We start from the raw sequence: 11,625 nt of genomic DNA on the forward strand, positions 1-11,625 counted from the left end.
ATATGTGTATTTCATCATCCGCCGGAGAACCCGCCCGGGGCAATTACGGGTCATATGAACAGGCAGTTGAGTTTCATGGACATTCATGCGGTGGACTTGCATCCGGCTATCGGGTCGCTGTTGCTGCGCTGAAAGCACTCGGAGTAGAGCGTCCAAAAGATGAAGAACTGGTAGCAATCGCAGAGACCAATGCCTGTGGTGTTGATGCCATCCAGTTCATTACCGGATGCACGGCAGGCAAAGGAAATCTCATCATTCATGATTATGGAAAACATGCGTTTACTTTTTACTGCAGGAAGAGCAACAAAGCCGTTCGTGTTGTGACCAGTCTTGATGGATTCCTGCCTGAAGAGATGAATTCGCTTAGACCAAAGGTGTTCTCCGGCCATGCAACAGAGGAAGAAAAAGCACGATACCAGGAACTTGCTCATCAGGGTGTTCATGCAATACTTTCAGCACCAGAAGAGAAAATTCTGAAGATACAATTTGTTGATATGCAGCCACCCCAGAAAGCGAGGATATTTCAGTCAATTCCCTGTGAATGCTGTGGTGAGATGGTAGCCGATGCAAAAACCCGCGAACTTGATGGAAAGCGGGTGTGCATGCCGTGTTATCTTTCAGCTACGAATCAATAGTTTTTCCCCTATAATCACTATTTTAAAAAGAATTGGAATTATAATCAAAGGTTTTTTATGTCTCATCAATTAAATTTATTTTTATCTAATCCAAAATAATTGTGGTTATTTCGTGGACATATGATATGAACAATAATAGAGTAATCAATGAGAAAATAATTCGAGGTACACCTTTCCAAAGTTTTTTCCAATCCGTCGGAAATGAAAAAAAGATAAAAGATCCTGCGGTTTCTCCAGTCATTGGAATAATGCTTATGCTTATTGTCACCGTGATTCTTGCAGCGATAATATCCGGTTACGTTGGTGGAATGTCAGAGACAAAAAGTAAACCTCCACAATTAGTTTTACAAACCGAGTTGGTAAAAGGTGATTATGTTAACGTTTCAATGACTGTATTATCAGCAGGGAATGGGATACCCACACGAGATTTAAAGATCATAACATCATGGACTTCAGGATCATATTCTGGTGGAAATATTACAGTACCCGGTTTTAAATATCCCCTGGGGCTCGTCCCAAGTAGAGGAAACCCATTAGTTGAAGATTTTGGTAATTATACCCTTCTAGGCGGAACAAAAATGATTGTAAATAATACGGATGGAATTGAGGCTTTTTTCGGGGATCAATATGCACTGGTCGATGCCGGAGGTATTGTTGATATAAAAATCATTCATATTCCATCACAGTCCACAATTTACAACCAAGAGTTCATTATTGAAGGAGATTACTGATGACAACGGATTCAGGGGTCTCGCCTGTTATTGGCGTTCTTCTCATGTTAACTTTGACCTTAATTATTGCTGCGATTGTGAATAGTTTTGCCGGAGGACTTGTGGATACCAAAGAAAAACCTCCTTCGGCTACTTTGCAGGCCACTTTTCATCAAAATCGCATTGCTGATCCCAACAATGCCAGTCTTTTGATTACTCATGTTTCTGGTGATCCATTACCTGTATCTGATATCTCAATAATTTTAAGGCCTACCCGGACTTTTGGTGATGATGCAGAGAATAATTTTATAGAAATAGGCAAGGCAAATATTACAAATAGCAGAACTTATTCAGAAACATGGGCAAATGGGATAACATCAATGAAAGTTGGAGATACTCATGGTGTTTTTGGTGATACAAACATCTCAAAATTAAATGGTAAATATGATCTCATGGCCGAAAAATATCAAGGAAATACGGTTTATCTCGAATTTTATTATGACCGAAACCTCATTGCCAAACCTGAAGTTCTGATTCAGGGATAAAAAAATTATTTTTTTCCCACAGCAACCAGTCCATATGGGTGAGCGATAACCTGTACCCAGGTAAAACCGATATCCTGTAACAGGATCTCTAACTCCTCTTTTGTATACGCTGCCTGAACTGAGGTTTGAAACCCTTTTTTGATCTCCGGCCCCTTACAACTATCGAGCATGAACTGGTAGATCTCTGGTGACAGATCCCTTCGGAGATCACTCACACGTAACTCCCCGCCTGGTTTTAAGACCCTGAATATCTCTGAAAAAACCTTTCCCGGATCTTCCCATTCATGCAGGGATCCGTTTGAAAACGCAAGATCAAATGAATTATCTGCAAATGGCATAGAGAGGGCATTTCCTTCATGATAGATTGAACGGTCAGAAAGACCATAATCCTTGCTGTTCTTCTCTGCCATACGAATCATGGCAGGACTTATCTCAAGGCCGGTCAGGTGAGTTTTTTTTGTATGTTTCAGCCATTCTAGACCAAAGTACCCGGGTCCAGGACCAATTTCAAGAGCACTATCTCCTGGTTTTGACGCCCGGATCAGTTCCTCAACCGGGAGATGCCCGTTATCCCGAAGCCCTCTTTGCATATGGTCATACTGCTCTACGGTAATTTCATCTTGTATTCCTTCTGATGTTTCTGGTATTCTGGGTTTTAATGTCATTTGTTCCTCTTTTATGTCTGTTTCATGTGAATGTGCATATCGTCCATCAACAACTTCTTCCAACCTGAGCAGTCTGCCGTTTCGTCTTTGGATGAGCGAGATCCGATTCTGACTTCCTGTTTCCCGGAATGTTCTCAGTGATGAGGTGAAACTGGCAGTATCATGTACGCCTGAAAACCGTGTACAGAGGTCAGCAAACTGTTTTTGTTCATCAGGTGTCAACCTGGAAAGACCGGATTCGAGAAATCCATAGATCTTTTCTTCAGTAGAAAGGATCCATTCCTCACCTTTTTCAGTAGGTATCACCTGAATACTCCGTCTGTTCTCTGTATCAGGAACGCGTCTAACATACCCCTCCCGCTCAAGATAATTGACCAGGTCTGTAGCAGAGCTGGGGGATATCTCAAGCATTCCGGCAATATCTCCCATACAAATCCTGGAGAAATATGATGAGTAGAGTATCTCAATGGCTCCCGGGCTGAGAAGGTTTTTTCTCCCTTTATTTGTTCCAAAGATCATACTCATGACCGTTGAAACAAATCCCAGGGAGAGCCGTAATCTGGATGTCGGATCCATGTGCTACATAATTAGGATATCCGTAATGATATAAATATTACGGATGGCCTTAATGAGTATCTGAAATCACATGATGAAGTTCTCATACTCACATGGAATTATAAAATTTTCATGAAAACATTGGAATATTACAAGATCCATATGATACAAAACAGGAGAGTCATATGTGTGAGTTTACCGTTTATGTAAAGACAGCAGATTCAGAAGAGCAGGAGAAGATTACCCGGAATATCGTAGGTGCAATAAAAAGGGAAACCTCAGTTACTCTCATGGATGTTATGGGTAATTCTCAAGTCGTTGAGAACGCGTACATAGAATCGGTGAGCACGATGAAACAGGAGTTGATACTCCGGAAAATGAGTTAGACATCCGGTCGTTTTGGGTGTTATCCTTTTCCGAAAAAAAATTATGGGGCTGTTAACAGCCATTTCCAAATTGGGATAACTGATATTCTAATATCAGGAATATCAAATAACTCTTCGTCTTCAAAAGTCAGGATAAGTCCCTTTTTCACATTGAATTTTTCCATTGCGAGGGTAAGCCCTTTTATCTCCCTGTCCAGAGTTTTTTGATCACTAAGTGAATAGGATACCTGAATTGCTTCTTCTACTACCTGATTCTTTTTAACAAGAAAATCACATTCTCCAGAGCCAGAGTAAAAGTATACTTCCTGATATCTTCGGAGCAGCTCCAGGAATATGAGATTTTCTATTCTTTGACCCAGATCTTCGGACAGATGAAATCCTGCTGATTGGATAAAACTAAGATCCCCTGCATAGATTTTATGTGATGCCCTGCTGGTTGCTTTGAGTGAATAATGAAGAGGCGCAATCCGGAAGAGAAGAAATGCCTGCTCCAGATAATCAAGATAATTCTTTATCGTGCTTACACTTTTAAGGCCGGTAATATCAGCAAGTTTTTTGTATGATATCATCCTGCCAGCATTGGAAATCAGATACACTGTCAGATCCTTCAATTCCTTGATCTCACGAATTCCAAATCTGCTCACAATATCTCTGTATATGATATCTGTCAGGTACTGCTCGGAAAGAGCGATATCACCAGAACGGATAACTGCAGGAAATCCTCCCTCTTCCAGGTATTTTCTAAGATAGCGGATTATTTCTCCCTTCTGTGTTGATGAAACGAATTCAGGATTCTCACAGGATATGGAGTAATATCGAAGGTATTCCCTGAATGAAAATGGATGGACCCTGATTGTTTTGTGTCGTCCGGTAAGATATGTACTCAGTTCAGAGCTGAGAACCGATGCATTTGATCCAGTCACAATGGTTTTGATCTTAAAAGTATGGAGATTGTTAAGCCAGCGTTCCCAACCGTGGATATTCTGGATCTCATCCAAAAGTAGGATCACGTGTGCATCAGGTCCAAAGAGTTCGCCCAAAATTTCATAAATATGCTGAAAGTTTTCTTGATTAAAATCTGAAAACCTGATATCATCAAAATTAATATAAAGAAACTTGCCATCAAGTATTTTTGACAACTGGGTAAGGATTGTACTCTTACCACACCTGCGAATCCCGGATAATACGATGATTTCTTCTGACTGAAGGAGTGATTCAAGAGGAATGTCTCGGGGGACATACTGTTCATCAAAGTCCAGGATTTTTTGTTGATCAATGATGGTTTGTCTCAGGGCACTTTTGAGCACAATTATGATATGTTATTTTCTGATTATTTATTCGTTTGTAACGAACAGAGATCATCGGGACATAACCCCTGGACCATCTCTCCATTTTCAGTCAACTATCTCAATTGTGACATTTGTTAGAAATTTTCACCCTGCAAAACCTTTTTGCGACCTTATCCCTTAGTATGTATTATTGAAACAAGAAAACCCCCTTATCTATCTGAATAACGCTGCAACCAGCTGGCCAAAACCGCCGGAAGTTATTCAGGCCGTTCAGGAATCATTGGAATTACCCTTCGGTGGGGGAGGAAGGGGAACTGGCAGAGCACAGAGGGATTATCTGACCGAAGGTCGGGAAACGGTAGCACAATTTTTTGGTAAAGATTCTCCGGATACAATCGTCTTCTCGTTGAATGCAACCGATGCCTTAAACACTCTCATTCATGGGTTTGCTGCATCACAGACCGAAAAATTCCATGTGATTACAACCGCCCTTGAACATAACTCTGTGCTCCGGCCTCTTCATTATCTGGAAAAAACAGGGATGATTTATCTGGATTATATCCCTTTTTCCAATGCACAGGTAAATCCTGAGTCCATCATTGAAGCGGTGACCGATAAAACCCATCTGGTGGTAATGAATCATGGAAGCAATGTCCTTGGATCGGTGCAGGACATCCGTGCGGTTGGGGAGTATCTGCATGATAAAGGAATTTTCTTTATTGTTGACGGATCACAAACCGCCGTACATATTTCCCTGAATCTCTCCTCTCTCGAACTAGATGCCTTTGTGTTTACCGGGCATAAAGGTCTCTTTGGAATGCCCGGTATTGGCGGGTTCTGTATTCGAAATCCTGATCCGGTTCTTCCGGTTCGGATGGGGGGAACTGGTACTAATTCCAAATCCCTTGATCAACCGGGTGATCTGCCGGAGCGGTATGAGATTGGAACTCACAACTATCCGGGAGTTGCATCGCTGATTGCAGGTATCTCCTTCCTCCAGACAATCGGGATGGATACCCTGCAAAGAAAAGCAGATCGTCAGATTGAATATTTCATGAAGGAACTCTCATCCGAACCAGGGATTACCATCTATAATCCTGAGCCTGATCTTCCGATTATTGCGTGTAACATTGCCGGACTTGATAATGATGATGTGGGGTATATTCTTGCCAGGAAAGATAATATCGTTGTCAGAACCGGTCTTCATTGTGCTCCACTGCTGCATAATGCAATAGATGATGGAGCCGGATGTGTACGAATCAGTCCTTCATGGTTTACGACTGATGAAGAATGCCAGATAGCCGCTGATGCTATAAAGGAGATTGCCCACCATGCGGATTCTCAGATCTAATCGCCATAAATATTGTGCTGACGGTTCGTTTATGAAAGAATTCATCCTTGATACAGAAGTTACTCCTGAATTTCTGGATTTAACCATCGTGATGCCGCTCTCATGGAGCGTGTGAAAACCCGGTTATATGGTAATTCATCCTGATTTCATGTCTTTTTCCGTCTTTGAAGAGTATGCTGATGAGTATGATCAGTGGTTTTTAGATAATCGCGATGTTTATCTGGAGGAATTAAAACGGATCAGGGAGGCTATAGGGGATATCCCTTCTCCGGCTCTTGAGATCGGGGTTGGCAGCGGACGGTTTTCAGAGCCGCTTGGTATCAGGCATGGTATTGAACCATCCCGTGCTCTTGGTTTGATGGCGAAAGAGAGAGGAATTGAGGTTATCCGTGCTGTGGGAGAAGCAGTTCCGATGAAGCCTGGAATAATCTGGATGGTCGTGATGATTACCGTTCTCTGTTTTCTAAAAAAACCTGAGGAGACCTTCCGGGAGGTCCATCGGATTCTCATACATAATGGGGACCTTCTGGTTGCATGTATTGAAAAAGGTGGGATTATTGCAGAGCGATATCTGGCCCGTCCGGATAAGGGGAGGTTTCTTTCGCATGCCCGGTTTTATGAGCATGATGAGGTGATTCACATGATCACTGGGACTGGGTTTGATATCACATCAATCGATTGCAGATTGGGATTTTGTATCCTGAAATTTAATAAGCGTGACAAAGTCTGAAAAACTGATTTTGCATCAGCCGTTTATCCCCAAATCGGATCATCACCAAAATGTTCCTTCCAGTATTCCATTGATCGGGAAATATGCCGTTTATTGTTCCCTTCATCGGTAAATGTGACCTGGTAATTCATACAGTAATCAACAAGGATCTCATATGCTTCTTTATACCGTATCATCATCTCATGGGATTCATCAGGTTCATGTGCTGATACATCCGGGTGCCATTCCCTGACTAATTCATGATATCTTTTCCTGATTTCCATCAGGCTGGCTTTATTAGAAAATCCCAGTAATTTTGCGGCTTGTTGTATAGAAATCTCCGGTGTCGTTATCATAATGAGGGGCTCTCAGGATATTAGGTGACTGAGAGTAATAATGATGCATAATTATTGCATTGTATCTTTAGAGAAAATTTTTGATTGCATCATCTCCAGAAGTTCAGCCGGGTTTGATATCTTATGTGCACCGGCTGACAAAAGCCTTTTTATGGTTTCGGTTGCAACCCCGCTTGTAAAATCCGGAAGAAATGGTTCTGACGAAGGGAGAATGCAAATTATCTTTTTTGGATCAATCTGTTCAAGAACCCTGATATTTGGATAATTCCCCCACCCGACCGGCATTGATGTTACGATGACAACATCAGCTTTTTGTACTTGTTCGGTCAGTTTTTCTTCCATTTCCAGGGAGAGACGGGAAAAAGGTGGTTCTGCAAGAGTTGGAACCTCATATTTTCTTGCCATCATGCAGTCTGAATCATTTTCTGTCAATACTCCGCAACTGAGTGAATATCCGGATCTGCTCATTAGTGAGATCAGGTATGATCCCGTTCCTCCCCCTGAAATCAGGTGAACCCTGGGTTTGTGCACTTCTGACTCTTTCCACTCCTCCTCTACATATACAAAGGGTGTTCCGGTTATGGGATTGATATCAATAACTGGTCTTATCCTGAATACCTCATGGATGAGTTCGCTGGTCAGGACTTCCTCCGGTTTTCCACATGCCCGTATCCTGCCGTCATGCATGAGTACCAGGTGATCGCAGTATGCCGCAGCAAGGTTGATATCATGAAAAACCCCGATTACTGCTCTTTTATCCCTGGATGTCTCACGAATAATCCGGATGAGTTCATACTGGTGATGAATATCAATATGGGCGAAGGGTTCATCGAGCAGAAGGAGAATTGGATCCTGTGCAAGCACCCGTGCGATCATGACCCGTTGCCGTTCTCCTCCGGAGAGTGCGGTAATTGGTCGGTCTGCAAGTTCGAGGGTCCCGGTCTGCGCAAGAGCTCTTCTGACTGCCTCATGATCTTCTTCTGATGGAGAACGAAATCGCTCGATATGTGGATTCCTGCCCATCATAACCACATCATAAACCGGATATTTGAATTTTATTTCCGATTCCTGTGGTACATAGCCCACTTTCATCCCAAAATCACGAAATGAATAGGATTGAAGGGAATCACCCAGAAGCATAATGTCCCCTTCCCTGACCGGAAGTGATCGGGCAAGCACCTGCATAAACGTACTTTTTCCTGAGCCGTTCGGTCCTATGATTCCAATAAAACTTTTCTCCCTGACGAGCAGTGAGATCTCATGAAGAATATCATTCTCATCATAACCGGTAGAGAGATCTGATATTTCGAGGATCTGTCCAGTCATAAATCTGATCTCCGTCTGATGAGCATGAGGAAGAATGGTGCCCCAAAAAATGCGGTAACAATTCCAACCGGCAGATCTCCAAGCCATGTCCGGGAGATAGTGTCTGCACAGACCAACAGGAGTGCTCCACATCCCAGCGATGCAGGAATTAGGACCCGGTGATCCGGACCTGTGATGATACGCATAATATGGGGAGATACAAGTCCGATAAACCCGATTGATCCGGATACTGAAACTACCAGGCCGGTGATTCCTGCTGATACCGCAAGGAGAAGGAGTTTTGTTTTCTCTGGATCAATACCGAGAGTTCGTGTCTCTGCCTCTCCACAAGACATGATGTTCAGGTCACGGGAAAAAAGTGCAAGTATCCCGGCAGGGATGAGCGTTATGAGAAGGAGAGGAATATCTGCCCATGAAGCATTCCACAGCCCTCCCATCAGCCAGAACATTATCTGGTGCATGTTCTTTCCGGAAAATACCAGACATACAGAAACCACCGACGAGAAAAACATGGAAACCGCGATCCCGGTAAGGAGAAGATTTCCTGTACTGAGTCGTCTCTTTTGTGCTGCCAGAAGATACACGAGAAATGCCGAACCTATTGCGCCGCAAAATGCTGCAATCGGTACCAGCAAAACAGCACCGGTGATTATGGCAAGAGATACACCAACCGCCCCACCTGCTGATGTTCCAAGTGTATACGGATCAGCAAGATCATTGCGGAATAATGTCTGCATGGCTGCTCCTGCACAGGCAAGTCCGGCACCTACAAGCGACGCTGCGATAGCCCTTGGCAGGCGGATATCAAAAAGGATCTGCGAATGCGTAGTATCCTGCATTATACCGGTCAGAATTTCTATCAATGATATTTCAACCGGGCCGGTGATGACAGATAGCAGGATCGCTATAATCACCGTACAAAAGAGTCCGATAAGTATTAGAAAATTTCGAATGGTATTCATATGATGAGTGGGAAATTATTAAATTAATTTTTACTTAATGTAAGATAAGTGATTGTGTTATGATGAAGAGAAAATCCGAATCTGATATGAGATCGAATTATCGTTTGAAATGGCTGAAAGCGGCGATTTATTGTATAATATTCATATCTCTTCTGTGTTCTCCTCTTTCAGGTACTCTTCAGGAAGGGAATTCTGATCCATGGCCGCGGACAATTCAGGATGATCAACAGCAATCAGTACTGGTATCTTCTGAACCTCAACGAATCGTCTCCCTTGCCCCATCGAATACCGAAGTTCTTTTTGCCCTTGGACTTGGTGACCGGATCGTCGGAGTCACCGATTTTTGTAATTATCCGGCAGAAGCATTAGAAAAAAGTAAAATAGGCGGATTTTCTACGGTGAGTATCGAGAGAGTCGTTGCATTACACCCTGACCTTGTTATTGCCTCTCCAGGAAATAACCAGGAAGCGGTTGATCGGATCAAAGACCTTGGTATTCCGGTTTATTTTGCAGATGCCCAGAACCTTGCTGGTATATATGCCACTTTTGAAAAACTGGGATACATAACCGGAACATCTGATAAGGCATCGGAAATAATTGCTGAACTGAAAGCCAGGGAAGAAAAAGTCCGGAAAGAGGGAGAAGCCTTTACGAAAAAACCGGTTATTGCCCATGTTATCTGGTATGATCCGATCTACGTAAGTGGGAAAGGGACATTCCAGGATGAACTTATTCAGATTGCCGGGGGAGTGAATGCCTTTTCAGATAAGAACAGTCATGCAATCGCAAATATTGAGGAATTTATCAGTAAGAAACCGGATATTATCATGGTAAACTCAGGAAGTGGAATGGGAAGTGATAAGACAGATATTTTAGATTATTTCGTAAATGAGCCTCGATTATCCGGGTTGTCAGCAATTACTTCAAATAAGACCATCATGGTTAATAGTGATATTGCAGATCGTGCCGGGCCGCGTCTGTGGGATCTGTTAGAGGAGATTGCCCCGAAAATCAGGGAATTGTAACTTCTATACTCCTTTTTAGAGTATTTTTCTGAGCCATAATCTTTTCCTGAAATTCATCTCTTGATCTACTGGTAAATTCATGCACCAGGTAGTCAGGGTTAATTATCTCAATTATTTTTTTACACCATGGATCTGAAAAAGGCCGGTGTTCATCAAGTTTAGCAACCATGGGCATGAGCAGAGAAATTTGATCCCCATATGAGAGACTCGAAAAACCGGATGGGGGTTCCCTGAAAAAGTGTTCTCTTTGATATGCTCCGGAGGTGCTACATTGGAAATGAACTGATCGAATCCGTCTTATCGTTCTCTCAGATAACCCATCAAGAGCTGATATAACATATACAATTCCATCCTGTTCAGTCCGGATATCTCCAGCATTCATCATATGTCCGGTATCAAGGACAAAGATCCAGTTATTAAATTCAAGTTGCTCCGTAAAAAAATCCACTTCAGCCTGTGATAAGAACGTCAGCCCAGGCCACCAGAGGTTTTCAAATCCAATAGTCACCGGGGGCTCACCACCTGGATAATTCCTACAGACGGCATTTAAAAATGAGGCAGCAGAGGAGAGGACTTCGTGATAGGAATATCGGTGGTTCCGGGTAAAAAATTCGTCAAGTTCAATATGGGTGATATGAAACACCGCATATACTGCACCCAGTTTTCCGGCTTTTTCCAGGTTATCACAAAATGTCCGGATGAGTGTATCCGGCGTTGCAGCTCCATAATAGTATGCCTGTTTGAATGGATCACATTTCGCAGGAACTGATTCAGGTTCCCGCCAGAGGCGTACCCATCCAAGCCAGCCGGGAAGGTGAACCGATGATATGAGATCCCTTGGGATTGTTTCGTCATATTCTCCCCCCATCAGGAGTTCAACACCTGAACATTCCATATCCTTTACAAATCTCCTGACTTCTTCCCAGGAGTTGTTATACCGTTCCAAATCAACGGAATATCCAGATATATTGATAATTTCTTTCATGTTCTTATAATCGTTCAGTCATTTTCTTCAATCACACCATGAATCTCCTGTACATCAATAACAGATCCTTTCCCCGAATATTCAAGATTCCTATTATAAATATTCCTACCATATTTTTTGAAAATA

At 42.7% G+C, this 11,625-nt stretch carries 13 protein-coding genes; 7 read left to right on the top strand and 6 right to left on the bottom strand.

All coding sequences use genetic code 11. The features are described from left to right. The first annotated feature begins 2 nt into the window (after positions 1 to 2). From MHUN_RS01290 to MHUN_RS17020, 3 genes are all read left to right on the top strand, one after another. Complete coding sequence (locus MHUN_RS01290) at positions 3 to 635, top strand: FmdE family protein (RefSeq protein ID WP_011447317.1); 633 nt, start codon at positions 3 to 5, stop codon at positions 633 to 635. Between the two features lie 125 nt (positions 636 to 760). Continuing rightward, positions 761 to 1,366 (top strand): type IV pilin, encoded by a 606-nt coding sequence (locus MHUN_RS17015; protein ID WP_011447318.1) that lies wholly within the window; start codon positions 761 to 763, stop codon positions 1,364 to 1,366. Further along, positions 1,366 to 1,890 carry a type IV pilin N-terminal domain-containing protein gene (locus tag MHUN_RS17020; RefSeq protein ID WP_011447319.1) on the top strand — a complete coding sequence of 175 codons (525 nt, stop codon included), beginning with the start codon at positions 1,366 to 1,368 and terminating at the stop codon, positions 1,888 to 1,890. Before MHUN_RS17015 ends, MHUN_RS17020 begins: the two co-directional genes overlap by 1 nt. 5 nt (positions 1,891 to 1,895) lie before the next feature. Here MHUN_RS17020 and MHUN_RS17025 read toward each other — a convergent pair whose 3' ends face one another. After that, positions 1,896 to 3,131, bottom strand: coding sequence for a methyltransferase domain-containing protein (locus MHUN_RS17025; RefSeq protein ID WP_011447320.1), 1,236 nt, complete (start codon positions 3,129 to 3,131; stop codon positions 1,896 to 1,898). A gap of 164 nt (positions 3,132 to 3,295) precedes the next feature. On the opposite strand from MHUN_RS17025, the gene MHUN_RS01310 reads away from it, so the two are divergent. Then, positions 3,296 to 3,496, top strand: a complete 201-nt coding sequence (locus MHUN_RS01310) for a CooT family nickel-binding protein (protein ID WP_048067183.1) — start codon at positions 3,296 to 3,298, stop codon at positions 3,494 to 3,496. Positions 3,497 to 3,537: 41 nt separating this feature from the next. Here the strand turns inward: MHUN_RS01310 and MHUN_RS01315 are convergent, their stop codons facing one another. Further along, positions 3,538 to 4,803 (bottom strand): ATP-binding protein, encoded by a 1,266-nt coding sequence (locus MHUN_RS01315; protein WP_011447321.1) that lies wholly within the window; start codon positions 4,801 to 4,803, stop codon positions 3,538 to 3,540. A gap of 172 nt (positions 4,804 to 4,975) precedes the next feature. On the opposite strand from MHUN_RS01315, the gene MHUN_RS01320 reads away from it, so the two are divergent. Then, the gene (locus tag MHUN_RS01320) at positions 4,976 to 6,136 is read left to right on the top strand and encodes an aminotransferase class V-fold PLP-dependent enzyme (RefSeq protein ID WP_011447322.1); all 1,161 of its coding nucleotides are present in this window, start codon (positions 4,976 to 4,978) and stop codon (positions 6,134 to 6,136) included. A gap of 148 nt (positions 6,137 to 6,284) precedes the next feature. Further along, positions 6,285 to 6,866, top strand: a complete 582-nt coding sequence (locus MHUN_RS01325; protein ID WP_048067694.1) for a methyltransferase domain-containing protein — start codon at positions 6,285 to 6,287, stop codon at positions 6,864 to 6,866. Between the two features lie 23 nt (positions 6,867 to 6,889). Here the strand turns inward: MHUN_RS01325 and MHUN_RS01330 are convergent, their stop codons facing one another. The 3 genes from MHUN_RS01330 to MHUN_RS01340 are packed head-to-tail and all read right to left on the bottom strand — an operon-like array spanning position 6,890 to position 9,489. Next, a complete protein-coding gene (locus MHUN_RS01330) occupies positions 6,890 to 7,201 on the bottom strand; it encodes a J domain-containing protein (RefSeq protein ID WP_011447324.1) in 312 nt (103 codons plus the stop codon). Positions 7,202 to 7,252: 51 nt separating this feature from the next. Then, positions 7,253 to 8,527, bottom strand: a complete 1,275-nt coding sequence (locus MHUN_RS01335; RefSeq protein WP_011447325.1) for an ABC transporter ATP-binding protein — start codon at positions 8,525 to 8,527, stop codon at positions 7,253 to 7,255. Continuing rightward, entirely contained in the window at positions 8,524 to 9,489 is a 966-nt protein-coding gene (locus MHUN_RS01340; protein WP_011447326.1) for a FecCD family ABC transporter permease, read from the bottom strand. Before MHUN_RS01340 ends, MHUN_RS01335 begins: the two co-directional genes overlap by 4 nt. 86 nt (positions 9,490 to 9,575) lie before the next feature. On the opposite strand from MHUN_RS01340, the gene MHUN_RS01345 reads away from it, so the two are divergent. Further along, on the top strand, positions 9,576 to 10,514 hold the full coding sequence (locus MHUN_RS01345; RefSeq protein ID WP_048067695.1) for an ABC transporter substrate-binding protein: 939 nt from the start codon (positions 9,576 to 9,578) through the stop codon (positions 10,512 to 10,514). On the opposite strand, the gene MHUN_RS01350 is transcribed toward MHUN_RS01345, so the two are convergent. After that, complete coding sequence (locus MHUN_RS01350; protein WP_011447328.1) at positions 10,501 to 11,499, bottom strand: TIM barrel protein; 999 nt, start codon at positions 11,497 to 11,499, stop codon at positions 10,501 to 10,503. The two genes, MHUN_RS01345 and MHUN_RS01350, sit on opposite strands and share 14 nt — an antisense overlap. Between the last annotated feature and the right edge of the window lie 126 nt (positions 11,500 to 11,625).

The organism is Methanospirillum hungatei JF-1 (assembly GCF_000013445.1).
Taxonomy (GTDB): domain Archaea; phylum Halobacteriota; class Methanomicrobia; order Methanomicrobiales; family Methanospirillaceae; genus Methanospirillum; species Methanospirillum hungatei.

Coding starts and splice junctions, on each gene's coding strand:
- MHUN_RS17015 (WP_011447318.1), top strand. CDS start 761: ATGAACAATAATAGAGTAATCAATGAGAAAATAATTCGAGGTACACCT.
- MHUN_RS17025 (WP_011447320.1), bottom strand. CDS start 3,131: ATGGATCCGACATCCAGATTACGGCTCTCCCTGGGATTTGTTTCAACG.
- MHUN_RS01340 (WP_011447326.1), bottom strand. CDS start 9,489: ATGAATACCATTCGAAATTTTCTAATACTTATCGGACTCTTTTGTACG.
- MHUN_RS01330 (WP_011447324.1), bottom strand. CDS start 7,201: ATGATAACGACACCGGAGATTTCTATACAACAAGCCGCAAAATTACTG.
- MHUN_RS01310 (WP_048067183.1), top strand. CDS start 3,296: ATGTGTGAGTTTACCGTTTATGTAAAGACAGCAGATTCAGAAGAGCAG.
- MHUN_RS01335 (WP_011447325.1), bottom strand. CDS start 8,527: ATGACTGGACAGATCCTCGAAATATCAGATCTCTCTACCGGTTATGAT.
- MHUN_RS17020 (WP_011447319.1), top strand. CDS start 1,366: ATGACAACGGATTCAGGGGTCTCGCCTGTTATTGGCGTTCTTCTCATG.
- MHUN_RS01345 (WP_048067695.1), top strand. CDS start 9,576: ATGAGATCGAATTATCGTTTGAAATGGCTGAAAGCGGCGATTTATTGT.
- MHUN_RS01325 (WP_048067694.1), top strand. CDS start 6,285: ATGTCTTTTTCCGTCTTTGAAGAGTATGCTGATGAGTATGATCAGTGG.
- MHUN_RS01290 (WP_011447317.1), top strand. CDS start 3: ATGTGTATTTCATCATCCGCCGGAGAACCCGCCCGGGGCAATTACGGG.
- MHUN_RS01350 (WP_011447328.1), bottom strand. CDS start 11,499: ATGAAAGAAATTATCAATATATCTGGATATTCCGTTGATTTGGAACGG.